Genomic DNA, 16,200 nt, shown 5'->3' on the forward strand with positions numbered 1-16,200 from the left:
ACCTATATTGCTTCCTCAAGCACAGGCCAGGCCACGATCTATGCGAACGAGGCCGCGGGATCGTCCAATGAACTCAACTTCGTCGCGGGAATAACGGACGAGAATCTTTGGTTGCAGCAGTCCGGCAATGATTTGAAGATCGACCTGTTGGGAACAAAAACCCAGGTCGACGTCAGCGGCTGGTTCTCCGGCAGCAGCAATCAGCTGCAGGGAATTACGGCCGGCGGCCTGAAGATCGACAGCCAGATTTCGCAATTGGTTCAGGCGATGGCGACGTATTCGGCCAATAATCCGGGGTTCGATCCGACCGCACCGGCCATTAGCAGTTTGCCGAACGATGCAAACCTGCAAACCGCGCTCGCAACAGCCTGGCATGCTTAAACGAGATGCCGAGCCGGTTCGCGCATCCCTTGTGGAAATGGAGTGGCGCATCATCAGCGATCGAGGCGCCGAAGTCGCGGCAACGAATTAGCATTGACTAACTGATTAGCATGCCGACCACCGAGGCCGAAATCATCGATGCCGACCTTTTGGCTTTCATCAAAGGCTAGGCCATAGGGCGGCTTGTAGGCCCAGCCGTGACCCGCCTCTTTGCCGTCAGCAAGTGGCGGATGACGCCTTCCGCCTTCGCTCTTCGAGCTATGGCGGACAGGTCGGCTACAATCCGCCCGGACTCTTCACAAGCTCGTCGCCGTCGATACCGAAGCGCAGCCGTCCGGCATCGAGGTGCATGCTCATATGACGGTACTTCACCAGATAGTGGATGCCGACGATGGCCGCGGCAAAGCCCGAGGCGGCACCGATGGCGAGCGCCCAGCGCGGGCCGTATGCATCGGCGACCCAGCCGACGATCGGTGCGCCCAGCGGCGTGCAGCCCAACGCGATTGCGAGCCGGATCGCCATGACGCGGCCGCGCATGGCAGGCTCGGTGGATAGTTGCATCAGGCTGTTGGTCGAGTTCGTAAACGTCAGCGCCGATACGCCGATGACGATGAGCGCCATGCCGAAGAGAAAGGCGTTGGGCATGAGGGCGGCGAGCGCGCAGCCGACGCCGAAGATGGCGGCGCCGCTCAACAGCAGCACGAAGCGGGGCTTTTCCCGCCCGGCCGCAAGCAGCGCGCCGGCAATCGTTCCAATCGCCATGACCGAGGTCAGGAAGCCATATTGGCTCGCGCCGGCATGAAAGACCGTGACCGACATGGTCGAAATAAAGATCTGGAAGTTCAGCCCAAATGTCCCGATCAGGAAAAGCATCAGAAGAATGGCTTGCAGATCGGGGCGCCTCCGGACATAGCGAAATCCCTCGACGAAGCTGCAGCTGTTTCGCAGGGCCCGGCTCTGCCGGTGAAGTTCACTGACGCGGAGCAGACCAAGCGAGCAAAGCACGGCGACAAACGATGCGGCGTTGATCAGGAATACCCACCCGGAACCGACCGAGGCAATCAAGGTGCCGGCGATGGCCGGACCGATCATCCGCGCGGCGTTGAACGACGTCGAATTCAGCGCCACCGCATTCGACAGGTCGCTTTCCCCGACCAGTTCGGCGACGAAGGTGTGGCGCGAAGGCGAGTCGAACGCGGTGACGCAGCCTTGCAGAAACGCAAATACGAACACCTGCCATAATTGTACGAGCCCGGTAATCGTGAGAATGCCCAGACCCAGGGCGAGGGCGCCCATGGCCGCCTGGGTGCCGATCAGGAGCTTTCGGCGGTTAAGGTGATCGGCCGCGAAGCCGGTCAACGGGAACAACAGCAGATGCGGCCCGAACTGCAGTGCCATGACGATGCCCATGGCGGTCGCATTGTTATGGGTCAGCTGGGTCAGCACCAGCCAGCCTTGAGCGATGCGCTGCATCCAGGTTCCCACGTTGGACACCAGCGCGCCGCCGGCCCAGATCCGGTAGTTGAAGCCGTTCAGCGAACGAAAGGTGCCTGTTGCAGAACTGCTCACAATTTCCCCTCTTGGCTGCCGCGAGATTCACGAGTCCGCCAGGCGCTTGATCAGCGCGGCGGCGGACATCAGGGTTTGCTGCTCGGCGGCGTCGAGCTTCGCCATGGCGTCGAGCAGCCACGCTCGCTTGGCAATGCTGCGCTGGCGCCGCGCCTCGACGCCTTCGGCTGTCAGCGCGAACAGGACTTGCCGGCCGTCGCTTGGATGAGGCCGGCGCTGCACCAATCCCGCCTGCTCGAGATCGGAAAGCGTCGTGCCCATCGATTGCGGCTTCACCCGCTCGCCGCGCGCAAGCTCCGCCGTCGTCATCGAGCCCGCTTTCTCCAGCCGCGCCAGGGCGGCGGTTTGCGACCAGCTCAGCTCGCCAGGGTTCGCTTCCATGCGCAGCCGGCGCACGAGTTTTCCAATAGCCAGAGACAGCTCGGTCACGGCCATTTCCCGGGAAATAGATGCGGTATCAAGGGGCGCGCTCATGTTTCTCATCATGCAGATAAGCAGGCAAACTTGCAAGTTAAACTGGCAAGCTTTGCTTTTCATTTTCCCGTGAGCCATTTTCTTCCGAAGTGCCCGTTGGTGTTGCGGCAATATTGGCCTTTTCGCGACCGTGTCTGAGCTATATAACTACAGTGGTCACAAGAGGGGCTTATCATGCGCGAGATTCAGCTGCGGGACGCGAAGGCGAGCTTGTCGGCGGTGGTGGATGAGGCGATGCAGGGACAGCCGGCGATCATCACCCGTCACGGCAAGCGACAGGCGGTGATCGTGAGCTACGAGGAGTGGCAGCGGCTGTCACATGTTCCGACGTTCGGCCGTCTGTTGATGGTAGCGCCACCGGCGGCAGACGATCTGCCGAAACGCAACAGTAAAGGCCCGCGGACAGCCGATCTCTGACCGGTGTACCTCGTCGATACCAACGTCATTTCGGCGGCGGCTCCATCGCGCCCCGTGCCGTCAGAGCTAATCCAATGGATGGATAGGCATTCTGCCTCCTTGTTCCTATCGGCGGTAACGGTGGCGGAAATCGAGGACGGCATCAGCAAATTGCGGCGCGAGGGGGCGACCCGCCAGAGCGCTGGTCTGGCGGCGTGGCTGGCGACCGTCTTGCACCTCTACGACGACCGCGTTCTTGCCTTCGACGTGCCCGTAGCCCGGATCGCTGGCGCGATGGCAGATAAAGCGCGGAGCCAAGGCCAGGCGCCGGGTTTCGCCGACATCATCGTCGCCGCTACGGCGCAACATCACACGCTGACAATCCTGTCACGCAACCTCCGACACTTCGAACCATTGGGCGCCGTTGTCATCGATCCTTTCAGGGGATTGCCACCTGAGTGATCATTTGCACACGAACGGGGCGATTGCGGACGGTCTGAAGCGCCTTGCTTGGCTAGCTGAAAAATGGGTCTATGCGGGCTTGGCAACGAGATTCGAAGTGGAAATCTCGACCATCGAGATTGCGTCTGTGCCGCGAGCAAAGTTAATAGGATGCCAATCATCCCGCGACTTTTGCTGAATGGGACGCATTTCGATGAAATCCGGGCAGCTCAATGCCGCGACCAGACCGATCCGGGAAACCAAGCTCGCGCGCACCCACGCGCCCGAAGGTCTCACGCCGTTGGAATGGCAACGCGGCCTGCGCCGCCAGTTCGGGCGCGAACAGACCTTCGGGCTGGAAAATCTGGGCAGCGAGCCGTTTTTCTCCGACTTTCGGGTCAGCAATCCCGTTTCGAAATCGAGCTATCGCGTGGCGATCCGAGGCCCTGGTCCAGGGGGCAATTTCTGCTCCTGCCCGGATTATTCAACCAGCGAATTGGGTACCTGCAAGCATATCGAATTCACTCTGGCCCAGCTGGAAAAAAAGCGCGGCGCACGGGTGGCGTTCGCGCGTGGCTACCAGCCGGCATTTTCCGAGCTTTACCTGCGCAACGAGGGCATGCGCTGCGTGCATTTTCGCGCCGGAACGGATTGCCCGCCTGACGTGATCAAAGCCGCCGCCGGCCTGTTCGACGCTGAACACAACGGGATGTTGCCGGAGCATCGCTTCGGCGAGATCGAGCCTTTCATGACTCTGGTTGCGAAATCCGGCCATGAGCTGCGGGCCTATGACGATGCGCTCGATTTCATCGCTGGAAGACGGGATGCCGACCGGCGGGCCGAAAAGCTTGCGCAGTTATTTCCCCGCGGCGCGGCCGATCCCAAGCTGCTGGCCCTCCTGAAGGTGCCGCTCTATCCATATCAGGCCGAGGGCGCGCTGTTTGCGGTGCGGGCCGGCCGGGCACTGATCGCCGACGATATGGGACTGGGCAAGACCATCCAGGCCATTGCCGCGGCAGAAATACTGGCCCGGCATTTTGGCGTCTCGAAAGTGCTTGTGATCTGCCCGACCTCGCTCAAGTACCAGTGGCAAAGTGAAATCACGCGCTTCTCGGGGCGCAAGGGTGAAAACGCCGCGCGCGTGATCGGTGGCGGCCGGGCGCAGCGCCAGAAGGACTACACCCTGGACGATTTCTGCAAGATTACAAACTACGAGAAACTCAAGCCGGACCTCGACCTGATCGCCGCCTGGGCCCCTGAACTCGTGATCGTCGACGAAGCGCAACGGGTGAAGAACTGGAACACCATCGCGGCGCGCGCCTTGAAACGCATCGACAGCTCCTATGCGATCGTGCTGACCGGGACACCGCTGGAGAACAAGCTGGAAGAATTGATTTCCATCGTCCAGTTTGTCGACCAGCACCGGCTCGGGCCAACCTGGAAGCTGCTGCATGAGCATCAGGTCAAGGACGAAGCCGGGCGCGTCACCGGCTATACCGGGCTGGAAAGGATCGGCCAGACCCTGGCGCCGGTCATGATCCGCCGGCGCAAATCCGAGGTGCTGCGGCAACTGCCGGTGCGGACCGATCAGAACCTGCTGCTGCCGATGACCGAAGCGCAGATGGTTTATCATCAGGAAAACGCTGACATCGTGGCCAAGATCGTGCAGCGCTGGCGCCGCAGCGGGTTTTTGTCGGATACCGATCAGCGGCGGCTGATGGTCGCGCTGCAGAACATGCGCATGTCATGCAACAGCACTTATCTGCTGGACCAGGAAACCGACCACGGCGTCAAGGCGGACGAACTGGCCGCGCTGTTCGATGAATTGTTCGTCGAGCCCGAGGCCAAGGCGGTGGTGTTCTCGCAGTGGACGCGGACCCACGACATCGTTATCCGCCGCCTCGAAGCGCGCGGTCTCGGCTATGTCAGCTTCCACGGCGGTGTCCCGTCGGAGCGACGGCCGCCACTGGTGCAGCGGTTTCGTGACGATCCCAGCTGCCGTGTGTTCCTGTCCACCGATGCCGGCAGTACGGGGCTCAATCTGCAGCATGCTTCGACCCTGGTGAATATGGACTTGCCGTGGAACCCGGCAATTCTCGAACAGCGCATCGCGCGCATCCATCGCATGGGCCAGCTACGCCCGGTGCAGGTCATCAATTTCGTCGCCAAGGGCACCATCGAGGAAGGCATGCTTTCGGTGCTGGCGTTCAAACGCTCCCTGTCGGCGGGAATTCTCGACGGCGACAGCGGGGAGATTTCCCTCGGCGGTTCGCGTCTCAGCCGTTTCATGAAGGATGTCGAAAAAGTCGCGGGGAATATGGGGGAGGGCGAGGCCGTGACGCCGGCAGAGGAAGTGACGAATATCGCCGCCGCGGATGATGCCGGACCCGTGGAAGAAAGAAATGCGGAACCAAGCCCTGGCGCCGGCGAGGTCGCGCGGATCGATGAGACGGCGGCATCACCGCGCCATTCAGGTCCCGCTCCCGATCTGTGGCAGTCCCTGGTACAGGTCGGCGCGCAGTTTATCGCGGCGATGGCGTCGGCCAACGAGCCCCACGCCCCGGCGCATCCCTGGATCGAGCGCGACCCGGCGACCGGCGCGCGGCACCTCAAAATGCCGTTGCCGCCGCCGGAAACCGCAAGGCAACTCGCCGACGCGCTTGCGGCGCTCGCCGATGGCTTGCGGGGCAGGGCCGCGTGAGGCGCGAGCGCGAACCGGATCTTTTGGACCGGACCGCGCGCGCCGCCGGTGACGCCAAAGCCGCTGGGGACGATCGAGGGGGAGTAAGGAAGTGGCGGCACGTGCGTTTTCCGGCCCCTCCATGCATCCGCTAGATCATCCCGTCTGGAATGCGCTGATTTCCGGGCAACGGGAACTGGCGGAGGGTGGTCAACTGGCGCGCCGCTATCCTCCGGACATGGCGCCGTTTGCGGCGATGGCGGACGCCTCTCCACAAGGTTTCGCAGCCCTTCGCGAGTTGATGTCGCGATCGGACCACGCGGTGCTGTTTACACCCGATCCCGTGATCGCCCCAGCGGACTTCAGAATTCTCCTCGCCAAGACCGCCGAGCAAATGATCGGCCCGCCCGCATGGTCCTCGGCCGGCACGGCCGACATCGTCACGCTCGGCGCCGATGACGTTCCGGCGATGCTGGAATTGACGAAACTCACCAATCCCGGACCCTTCGCCCCGCGTACCCATGAATTGGGAACGTTTCTTGGGGTCAGGATCGACGGACAACTGGTGGCAATGGCGGGAGAGCGGATGAAGCCCGCCAATTATACCGAAATAACGGCCGTCTGCGTGCATCCCACGCATCGCGGTCGCGGTTATGCGCAAGCTGTCCTGGCGGCTGTTGGCCGCCAGATTCTGGCGCGCGGGGAAATTCCGTTCCTGCACGTGTTTTCCGATAACGACAGCGCGATCGCGCTCTATCGGCGGCAGGGAATGGAAATTCGGCGCCGCATGCATGTGACGGTGTTGGGAAGGAACATTTGATGCGCTCGATCACCATCTACGGCATCAAGAACTGCGACACCATGAAGAAAGCCCGCGGCTGGCTCGACAGCCATGGCGTCGCTTACCGCTTTCATGACTACAAGACCGAAGGCATCACCAAAGAGCTGATCAAGCGATGGTGTGATGAACTCGGCTGGGAGACGCTGCTCAACCGCGCCGGCACCACGTTTCGCAAACTGCCCGACGCCGGCAAGGGAGACCTCGACGCGCGCAAGGCGCTGGCCTTGATGCTGGCGCAGCCCGCGATGATCAAGCGCCCGGTGCTCGATCTCGGCGGCAAATTGCTGGTCGGCTTCAAGCCGGACATCTACGCCAGGGAGGTGGCGCCGTCGGGCCGGTCGGGCGGCGCCAAGTCCAGCTCAGCCCGATGACATTGTCCGGGATGCGGTGATCGGTGGGACGTGGTGGAGTGGATCGATTCCATGAAGCCTACCATTTCAGGCTACGGGCGCTGGCCTCTCGCTCCCTCTCCCGCTCTTCGCGGGGGAGGGCGTGGTGGGGGCGCGGCATCGGCGGTGTTGGTTACGTGTGGCTGCGATACCCAATCGATGGATTTTCGCCCGGAGCTTCCCCCACCCCAACCCTCCCCCGCGAAGAGCGGGAGAGGGAGCGCGGCATCGCAAGCGTCGATATGATCAGAACTTCGGAAACGCTGGACGAGTCTCGCTTTCCGCCTTGCGTAAGGCGGGCGGTTGACGGCATATTCCGGCCCTGGAGGCGGCCGGTTCGGGACGGGATTTGCCAAGGTGTCTGGTTTACCGAGGCGTCTGGTTTGAAGGCTCTCGGCAAAAGCCTGCCGGTTGGGAGAGATGAGCCTCGCGCGAATTAAGACTTCGCCGCGATGGTTGATGGGGGGAAATTGATTGGCCGATGAGTTCATTCTCGAAACCCACGGACTGACCAAGGAATTCGCGGGCTTCTTTGCCGTCCGCGATGTCGATCTTCGGGTTCGCCGTGGCAGTATTCACGCTCTGATTGGCCCGAACGGGGCCGGCAAAACCACGTGCTTCAATCTATTGACCAAATTCCTGAGGCCCTCAGCCGGCCAAATTCTGTACAAGGGAAAGGATATTACGGCGCTGGCGCCAGCCGATGTGGCGCGCCTCGGTCTGGTACGCTCGTTCCAGATTTCGGCGGTGTTTCCGCATCTGACCGCGCTGGAGAACGTCAGGGTCGCCCTGCAGCGCCAGCACGGGCACTCGTTCGATTTCTGGCGTTCCAAAGCCGTGCTTGACCGCTTCAACAGCCGCGCCCACGAACTGCTCGACGATGTCGGCCTCAGCGAATTCGCAAAGACGCCGGCGGTGGAGATGCCCTATGGGCGCAAGCGCGCGCTCGAAATTGCGACCACGCTGGCGCTCGATCCGGAAATGATGCTGCTCGACGAGCCGATGGCCGGCATGGGCCACGAAGACATCGACAAGATCGCCGCGCTGATCAAGCGGATCTCCGCAAAATACACGATCCTGATGGTCGAACACAATCTCAACGTGGTGGCCAACCTGTCCGATATCATCACCGTGCTGACACGCGGTCACGTGCTTGCCGAGGGCAACTATGCCGACCTGACCAGGGATGAGCGGGTCAAGGAAGCCTATCTGGGGGCAGGTCATGCCTGAGCTGAAAGTAGCCGATGCGGCAACCAGGCCGGCGCCGGCACCCGATGCCGGCAAGCCGGTGCTGGCGGTGCAGAATCTGGAAGCCTGGTACGGCGAGTCCCACATCCTTCACGGCATCGATTTCAAGGTCGGCGCCGGCGAGGTGGTCACGCTGCTTGGGCGCAACGGCGCCGGTAAGACCACTACGCTGAAATCGGTGATGGGCATCATCGGCAAGCGAACCGGCTCGGTCCGGTTCAATGACCAGGAGATCATCCGGGCTTCGTCGGACCGCATCGCACGCCTGGGCATTGCGATTTGTCCGGAGGAACGCGGGATTTTCGCCAGTCTCGACGTCCGCGAAAATCTCCTGTTGCCGCCGATCGTGCGCAGCGGCGGCCTGTCGCTGGATCAGATCTTCGAGTTGTTTCCCAATCTCAAGGAGCGGCTCAACAGCCAGGGCACCAAATTGTCCGGCGGCGAGCAGCAGATGCTGGCGATCGCGCGGATCCTGCGAACCGGCGCACGTTTCCTGATGCTGGACGAGCCGACCGAGGGCCTCGCCCCCGTCATCATCCAGCAGATCGGCCACACCATCGCGCGGCTCAAGAAGGAGGGATTTACCATTCTCTTGGTCGAACAGAATTTCCGGTTCGCGGCCACCGTCGCCGACCGCTACTACATTGTCGAACATGGCAAGGTCATCGATGGTTTCGCCAACGCTGATCTGCAAGCCAATATGGACAAGCTTCACACCTATCTCGGCGTCTGAAAACCAACGAGAAAATCCTACAAGAGGAGCCCAGGATGAGAACAGGGATCGTGGCGTCATTGTTGCTCGGCACGGCGCTGAGCTTCGCTTCGGCTGGTCTCGCGGCCGCCCAGGACAAGGCCGTCAAAATCGGCGCGCTGTCCGATCAATCCGGGCTGTACGCCGATCTCGGCGGTCCGGGCTCGACGCTGGCGGCGCAAATGGCGGTCGAGGATTCCGGTCTGGGCGGCAAGGGCTGGAAGATCGAGGTCATTTCCGGCGACCACCAGAACAAGCCCGACGTCGGCACCGCCATCGCACGGCAATGGTTCGACGTCGAGAAGGTCGACGTCATCGTCGACGTGCCGAATTCCGGCGTCGCCCTGGCGGTGAACAACGTCGTCAAGGAAAAGAACGGCGTCTACATCAATTCGGGCGCCGCGACCTCGGATCTTACCAACGCGCAGTGCTCGCCCAATACCGTGCACTGGACCTATGACACCTACATGCTGGCCCATAGCACCGGGCAGGCGCTGGTGAAGGCCGGCGGCGATACCTGGTTTTTCCTCACCGCCGACTATGCCTTCGGCGCCGCGCTCGAGCGCGACACTACCGCGGTCATCCTGGCCAATGGCGGCAAGGTGGTCGGTGGCGTCAAGCATCCCTTGAATACCTCCGACTTCTCTTCCTTCCTGCTGCAGGCGCAGTCCTCGAAGGCCAAGATCATCGGTCTGGCGAACGCCGGCGGCGACACCACGAACTCGATCAAGCAGGCGGCCGAATTCGGTATCGTAAAGGGCGGCCAGAAGCTCGCGGCGCTGCTTTTGTTCATTACCGACGTCAAGGCGATCGGGCTGGAAACCGCGCAAGGGTTGAACTTCACGGAAACGTTCTACTGGGACCTCAACGACCAGACCCGGGCCTTCTCGAAGAAATTCGCCGCCCGGATGAAGAACGGCGCGCCGCCGACCATGGTCCAGGCCGGCGTCTACGCCGGCCTGATCCACTACTTCAAGGCGCTGGACGCGCTCGGCGGCAATCCGCATGACGGTCTCAAGGTCGTGGAGAAGATGAAGTCGATACCGACCGACGATCCGCTGTTTGGCAAGGGCGAGATCGAGCCCAATGGCCGCACCATCCATTCGGCCTATCTGTTCGAGGTCAAGAAGCCGTCGGAATCCAAGGCGCCCTGGGACTTCTACAAGCTGGTCGGCACCGTGCCGGGCGATCAGGCGTTCACGCCGCTTTCGGAAAGCAAATGCGCGCTGTTGAAGAAATGAGCATGAGTGCCCATCGGCCTTGCGCCGGCGGGCACTTTGACCGGGATATAGCGAGACAGAATACAACGGGAATCGGTACGAAAGATCGATAGATGCAGGCTCTCTTCGCGCAGCTTCTGGTGGGACTGATCAACGGCTCGTTCTACGCGCTGCTCAGTCTCGGGCTCGCCGTGATCTTCGGCATGCTCAACATCATCAATTTCGCCCACGGCGCGCTCTATATGATGGGCGCGTTCTGCGCGTATTTCCTGCTCAATCTGGCGGGTATCGGATATTGGCCGGCGCTGATTGTCGCTCCCATCGTGGTTGGTATTTTCGGCATGATCCTGGAACGGACCATGCTGCAATGGCTTGCCGGCCTCGATCATCTCTACGGGCTGTTGCTGACCTTCGGGCTGGCGCTGATCATCCAGGGCGTGTTCCAGAATTACTTCGGCTCGTCGGGCCTGCCCTATGCGATCCCCGATGAGCTGAAAGGCGGCATGAATCTCGGCTTCATGTATCTGCCGATCTATCGCGGCTGGGTGGTGATCTTCTCGCTGATCGTCTGTATTGGCACCTGGTATCTGATCGAGCGCACCCGGCTCGGTGCCTACCTGCGCGCCGCGACCGAAAACCCGACGCTGGTGCGCGCCTTCGGCATCAACGTGCCGCGCATGATCACCCTGACCTACGGGCTTGGCGTCGGCCTCGCCGCGCTGGCCGGGGTCTTGTCGGCGCCGATCAACCAGGTGCGGCCGCTGATGGGCGAAAATGTCATCATCGTGGTGTTCGCGGTCGTGGTGATCGGCGGCATGGGGTCGATCATGGGATCGATCGTCACCGGCTTTGCGCTGGGTGTGATCGAGGGCCTGACAAAGTACTTTTATCCCGAGGCCTCCAACACCGTGGTATTCGTGCTGATGGTGCTGGTGCTGCTGGTGAAGCCTTCGGGACTGACAGGACGGACGACCTGATATGACGGCGATGACTGATGATACAATACCAGTGACGGCGCGCGCCATCCACGACGAGATGATCGCGTTCGGCAGCATGACGGCGCTGCTTTTGATCGTGCCATGGACCGGCATCTACCCGTTCTTCGTGATGCAGGCGATGTGCTTTGCGCTATTGGCCTGCGCCTTCAACCTCTTGATCGGTTATGGCGGGCTGTTGTCGTTCGGCCACGCGATGTTCCTGGGGACGGCGGGCTATGTCACCGGGCATGCGTTGAAAGTGTGGGGCCTTTCGCCCGAGCTTGGAATTCTGGCCGGTACCGCCGCGGCCGCGGGACTTGGCGTCATCACCGGCCTCGTCGCGATCAGACGCCAGGGCATCTATTTCGCGATGATCACGCTGGCGCTGTCGCAGCTGTTGTACTTCATCTATTTGCAGGCGCCCTTCACCCATGGCGAGGACGGCATCCAGGGCATTCCGCAGGGCTATTTGTTCGGACTTTTCAACCTCGCCAACCCGACGGTGCTTTATTACGTCATCCTCGCCGGCTTCCTGTTCGGCTTTCTGGTGATCTTTCGGACCATCAACTCGCCGTTCGGCGAGGTGCTGAAAGCCATACGCGAGAATGAGCCGCGTTCGATATCGCTCGGCTACAAGACCGATCAGTACAAGCTGCTCGCCTATATCCTTTCGGGAACGTTGGCCGGATTTGCCGGCGCGCTGAAGGTGTTTGTCGCGCAAAATGCGTCGCTGACCGACGTCGAAGTCGCGATGTCCGGGCAAATCGTGCTGATGACGCTGGTGGGCGGTCTCGGTACCGTGTTCGGTCCGGTCGTCGGCGCCTTCGTCATCATCGCGATGCAGCAATATCTCGCCGGATTCGGGCAATGGGTGACGGTGATTCAGGGTACCGTCTTCGTCGTCTGCGTGCTGACCTTCCGCCGCGGCGTGATCGGCGAGATCGCGCATTATTTCCGGCGTTCCCTCTAGGCGGGCCTCGTTTCGCGGACGCGGCGCAGATGCGAAGCATTGTCCGGTGACGCCGCGCCGCAGAGCGCGGACCCACTCGTCGTATAAGCAAGATCGACGGCGGATCAGCAGGCGCTGTGCCGCGTACGGGGGAACAGCCTACAAAGCGGTGGATGACCCGACTCCGTCAGCCCGCCGCTCCCGCCCTTGGCCCCGAAATGGTTTATGACAGTTGTGTGACCGTCCCCCGGGCCGGACTTTTGAGCAAATGATGGACATTTCAGATGCTGCGTTGGTTTCGCGCCTTTCTGCCCAAGGAGGAACGGTTTTTCGATCTGTTCGCCCGGCATGCCCGGACCGTTGTGCAGGGTGCGCTGGCGCTGCAGGAAATGCTGCGCGGCGGCGATGAAACGCCGGTATTCTGTCAGCGCGTCAATCAGTTCGAAAACGACGCCGACAATATCACCCGCGAGGTGCTTACCGCGGTGCGCAGGACGTTCATCACGCCGTTCGACCGCGGCGATATCAAGAATCTGATCACCGCGATGGACGACGCCATCGACCAGATGCAGCAGACCGCCAAAGCCGTCATTCTGTTCGAGGTCCGTACCTTCGAACCGCCGATGCGGGAAATGGGCACGCTGCTGGTCGAATGCGCCAATCTGGTCGGCCGTGCGCTGCCGCTGTTGAAATCGATCGGCGACAATGTCTCGATGCTGACGGCGATCACCGAGGAACTGACCAAGCTCGAAGGCCGGGTCGACGATCTCCACGATATCGGCCTGAAGGAGCTTTTCCTCAAGCATCGCAATGCCAACACGATGGATTTCATCGTCGGTGCGGAGATCTACGACCATCTCGAGAAGGTCGCCGATCGCTTCGACGACGTAGCCAACGAGATCAACAGCATCGTGATCGAACAGGTATAGGGCAGGGCCATCAGGTGGATGCCACGCTTGGTCTTCCGATTCTGGTCGGATTAATCGCAGTCGCGCTCTTGTTCGACTTCCTCAACGGATTGCATGACGCCGCCAACTCGATCGCCACGATCGTATCGACCCGGGTGTTGCGGCCGCAATATGCCGTGCTGTGGGCGTCGTTCTTCAATTTCGTCGCGTTCTCGGTGTTCGGGCTTAACGTCGCGCAGACCATCGGCACCGGGATCATCGAGCCCAGCGTGATCGATGCGCAGGTGATTTTCGCCGCCTTGATCGGGGCCATCGTCTGGAACCTGATCACCTGGGGATTGGGCATACCCTCCAGCAGCTCGCACGCGCTGATCGGCGGACTGGTCGGGGGCGGAATGGCGAAAGCCGGGATTTCGGCCGCGGTCTGGAGCGGCCTGTCAAAGACCCTGTTGGCGATCGTGCTGTCGCCGGTGGTCGGATTTTTGCTGGCATTGGTACTTGTAGCAATCGTGTCCTGGGCATCGGTCCGTTCGACGCCGTTCGCGGTCGACCGCGCCTTCCGCATCCTGCAGTTCGCGTCGGCTTCGCTGTATTCGCTGGGGCACGGCGGCAACGACGCACAAAAGACCATGGGCATCATCGCGGTGCTGCTGTATTCGCAGGGTCAGATCGGGACCGAATTCTTCGTGCCGTTCTGGGTGGTGCTGGCGTGCCAGGCTTCGATGGCACTCGGCACCCTGATGGGCGGCTGGCGGATCGTCCGCACCATGGGGTTGCGGATCACCAAGCTGACGCCGATGCAGGGATTTTGCGCGGAGACCGGCGGGGCGGCGACGCTGTTCATAGCGACCTGGCTCGGCGTTCCCGTATCGACGACACACACCATTACCGGCGCCATCGTCGGAGTCGGTGCCGCGCGCCGGGTCTCCGCGGTGCGCTGGAACGTGGCCAGTTCGATTGTCTATGCCTGGGTCATCACCATCCCTGCCGCCGCGATGGTCGCGGCGCTGGCCTATTGGGCGGTGCTGTTGGTGAAATCCCACTGACTGGAGATCAGGTTCCCAATGCCTATATGGTAGGTGCGATCCCGCTTGCTCCGGCCCGCTTTCCCTGCCAAACGCTCGAACCTCATGTCCGACCTCGCTATTGCCCAGGAATCGCCGTTCCGCTCGACGCTCGCTGCCGAGGTCGCGCGGCGACGGACCTTTGCGATCATCTCCCATCCGGACGCCGGCAAGACCACCCTGACCGAGAAACTGCTGCTGTTCGGCGGCGCCATCAACCTCGCAGGCCAGGTCAAGGCCAAGGGCGAGCGGCGCAATACCCGCTCCGACTGGATGAAGATCGAGCGCGAGCGCGGCATCTCGGTCGTCACCTCGGTGATGACCTTCGAGTTCCAGGGCCTGGTGTTCAACCTCCTGGACACGCCGGGCCACGAGGATTTTTCCGAGGACACCTACCGGACCCTGACCGCGGTCGATTCCGCCGTCATGGTGATCGACGCCGCCAAGGGCATCGAGGCGCGAACGCGAAAACTGTTCGAAGTCTGCCGCCTGCGCGACATTCCGATCATCACCTTCATCAACAAGATGGATCGCGAAAGCCGCGATACCTTCGATCTGCTCGATGAAATCGAAAAAATGCTGGCGCTCGACACCACGCCGATGACCTGGCCGGTCGGCCGCGGCCGAGACTTTCTCGGCACCTATGATCTCGCCACCGGCGGCGTGCGCCTGCTCGAGGGCGGCGGCGCCAAGACCGGCGCGGCGCTTGAGATCGACATCGCCGATCTCGCCGGCCGTAACGCCAATCTCGACGTCGGCGCCATCAAGGAAGAACTCGCACTGGTGTCGGAAGCCTGCAAGCCGTTCGAACTCCAGGCCTTTCGCGAGGGCCATCTGACCCCGGTCTATTTCGGCAGCGCGCTGCGCAATTTCGGCGTCGGCGATCTCTTGGAGGGCCTGGGGCGTTTCGCGCCGCCGCCGCGCGCGCAGGACTCTAATTTGCGCAAGATCGAGGCGGCCGAGCCGCGCATGAGCGCCTTCGTGTTCAAGATCCAGGCCAACATGGATCCGAACCATCGCGACCGCATTGCGTTTGCGCGGCTGTGCTCCGGAAAACTCACCCGCGGCATGAAGGCAAAACTGGTGCGCACCGGCAAGAACATGTCGTTGTCCAGCCCGCAGTTCTTCTTCGCGCAGGATCGCGCGCTGGCGGATGAGGCCTTTGCCGGTGACGTGGTAGGCATACCCAATCACGGCAGCTTAAGGATCGGCGATACACTGACCGAGGGCGAGGACATCACGTTCGTCGGGGTGCCGAGTTTTGCGCCCGAAATCGTTCGTCGCGTCAGGCTGACCGATGCGATGAAGGCGAAGAAGCTGAAAGAGGCGCTGCAGCAGATGTCGGAGGAGGGCGTAGTCCAGGTGTTTCGCCCGCGCGACGGCGCGCCCGCGCTGGTCGGCGTAGTCGGCCCGCTGCAGCTCGACGTGCTGAAGGCGCGGCTCGATGCCGAATATTCTCTGCCGGTCGAATTCGAAGTCTCGGAGTTCCAGCTGGCGCGCTGGATCTCGTCAGACGATCGCAAGAAGCTCGATGCGTTCATCGCGGCCAACGGCTCCGGTGTCGCCGACGATGTCGATGGCGATCCGGTGTATCTGGCCAGGAACGAGTTTTATCTGGGCTACACCAGGGAACGCGCCGAGGGCATCATTTTTTCCAGCATCAAGGACGTGAAAAGGAAGGCGTGAGGGGGTGAGATCGGCGCAAGGCGCGGCTCCACCACCGATCGGCACCCCGCCACCGGGTCTCGCCTTCGGCGAGCCCGATGACAGGCTCCGGTGAGGATCCAGTACGCCTGCGCCTTTGCTTATCTCTACGGCCTCTGGAATACTGGTTGACCCGCTTTCGCTGGTGATGACATTGCGTTTTGGAACACCATTTAGTGGCCATTGCTTCCAGAGGCTCGCTTCTTGG

Annotated in this window: 16 protein-coding genes; 14 read left to right on the forward strand and 2 right to left on the reverse strand. The window is 61.9% G+C overall.

The window, feature by feature from the left end:
* Positions 1-381, forward strand: a 381-nt coding sequence (locus ABSG20_RS12665) for a hypothetical protein (protein WP_423864844.1), incomplete at its 5' end; no start/stop codon positions are given.
* A 276-nt stretch (positions 382-657) separates the two neighbouring features.
* On the opposite strand, the gene ABSG20_RS12670 is transcribed toward ABSG20_RS12665, so the two are convergent.
* Together ABSG20_RS12670 and ABSG20_RS12675 are read right to left on the reverse strand one after the other, a co-directional pair.
* The gene (locus tag ABSG20_RS12670) at positions 658-1,950 is read right to left on the reverse strand and encodes an MFS transporter (RefSeq protein WP_423864845.1); all 1,293 of its coding nucleotides are present in this window, start codon (positions 1,948-1,950) and stop codon (positions 658-660) included.
* A 27-nt stretch (positions 1,951-1,977) separates the two neighbouring features.
* Positions 1,978-2,385, reverse strand: a complete 408-nt coding sequence (locus ABSG20_RS12675; RefSeq protein WP_423864846.1) for a MarR family winged helix-turn-helix transcriptional regulator — start codon at positions 2,383-2,385, stop codon at positions 1,978-1,980.
* 213 nt (positions 2,386-2,598) lie between these two features.
* Here ABSG20_RS12675 and ABSG20_RS12680 point away from each other — a divergent pair, with 213 nt between their 5' ends.
* The 13 genes from ABSG20_RS12680 to ABSG20_RS12740 all read left to right on the forward strand — a co-directional run bounded on the left by ABSG20_RS12680 (position 2,599) and on the right by ABSG20_RS12740 (position 15,974).
* On the forward strand, positions 2,599-2,841 hold the full coding sequence (locus tag ABSG20_RS12680; RefSeq protein ID WP_423864847.1) for a type II toxin-antitoxin system Phd/YefM family antitoxin: 243 nt from the start codon (positions 2,599-2,601) through the stop codon (positions 2,839-2,841).
* A 3-nt stretch (positions 2,842-2,844) separates the two neighbouring features.
* Complete coding sequence (locus ABSG20_RS12685; RefSeq protein WP_423864848.1) at positions 2,845-3,282, forward strand: type II toxin-antitoxin system VapC family toxin; 438 nt, start codon at positions 2,845-2,847, stop codon at positions 3,280-3,282.
* Positions 3,283-3,475: 193 nt separating this feature from the next.
* Positions 3,476-5,962 carry a DEAD/DEAH box helicase gene (locus tag ABSG20_RS12690; protein ID WP_423864849.1) on the forward strand — a complete coding sequence of 829 codons (2,487 nt, stop codon included), beginning with the start codon at positions 3,476-3,478 and terminating at the stop codon, positions 5,960-5,962.
* Between the two features lie 121 nt (positions 5,963-6,083).
* Entirely contained in the window at positions 6,084-6,761 is a 678-nt protein-coding gene (locus ABSG20_RS12695) for a GNAT family N-acetyltransferase (RefSeq protein WP_423864859.1), read from the forward strand.
* A complete protein-coding gene (locus ABSG20_RS12700; protein ID WP_423864850.1) occupies positions 6,761-7,153 on the forward strand; it encodes an ArsC family reductase in 393 nt (130 codons plus the stop codon). The genes ABSG20_RS12695 and ABSG20_RS12700 overlap by 1 nt, the downstream gene beginning before the upstream one ends.
* Positions 7,154-7,645: 492 nt before the next feature.
* A complete protein-coding gene (locus tag ABSG20_RS12705; protein ID WP_423864851.1) occupies positions 7,646-8,401 on the forward strand; it encodes an ABC transporter ATP-binding protein in 756 nt (251 codons plus the stop codon).
* On the forward strand, positions 8,394-9,152 hold the full coding sequence (locus ABSG20_RS12710; RefSeq protein ID WP_423864852.1) for an ABC transporter ATP-binding protein: 759 nt from the start codon (positions 8,394-8,396) through the stop codon (positions 9,150-9,152). The genes ABSG20_RS12705 and ABSG20_RS12710 overlap by 8 nt, the downstream gene beginning before the upstream one ends.
* Positions 9,153-9,187: 35 nt before the next feature.
* Positions 9,188-10,411: an ABC transporter substrate-binding protein gene (locus ABSG20_RS12715; RefSeq protein WP_423864853.1), complete on the forward strand. Its 1,224-nt coding sequence runs from the start codon at positions 9,188-9,190 to the stop codon at positions 10,409-10,411.
* Positions 10,412-10,503: 92 nt separating this feature from the next.
* A complete protein-coding gene (locus tag ABSG20_RS12720; protein WP_423864854.1) occupies positions 10,504-11,367 on the forward strand; it encodes a branched-chain amino acid ABC transporter permease in 864 nt (287 codons plus the stop codon).
* Between the two features lies 1 nt (position 11,368).
* A complete protein-coding gene (locus tag ABSG20_RS12725) occupies positions 11,369-12,337 on the forward strand; it encodes a branched-chain amino acid ABC transporter permease (RefSeq protein ID WP_423864855.1) in 969 nt (322 codons plus the stop codon).
* A gap of 263 nt (positions 12,338-12,600) precedes the next feature.
* Complete coding sequence (locus ABSG20_RS12730; protein WP_423864856.1) at positions 12,601-13,245, forward strand: DUF47 domain-containing protein; 645 nt, start codon at positions 12,601-12,603, stop codon at positions 13,243-13,245.
* Between the two features lie 14 nt (positions 13,246-13,259).
* Positions 13,260-14,270: an inorganic phosphate transporter gene (locus ABSG20_RS12735; protein WP_423864857.1), complete on the forward strand. Its 1,011-nt coding sequence runs from the start codon at positions 13,260-13,262 to the stop codon at positions 14,268-14,270.
* Positions 14,271-14,354: 84 nt separating this feature from the next.
* Positions 14,355-15,974: a peptide chain release factor 3 gene (locus ABSG20_RS12740; protein ID WP_423864858.1), complete on the forward strand. Its 1,620-nt coding sequence runs from the start codon at positions 14,355-14,357 to the stop codon at positions 15,972-15,974.
* The last annotated feature ends 226 nt before the right edge of the window (positions 15,975-16,200 follow it).

Origin of the sequence: Bradyrhizobium sp., assembly GCF_049512235.1 — a bacterium.
In the GTDB taxonomy this organism is placed as follows: domain Bacteria; phylum Pseudomonadota; class Alphaproteobacteria; order Rhizobiales; family Xanthobacteraceae; genus Bradyrhizobium.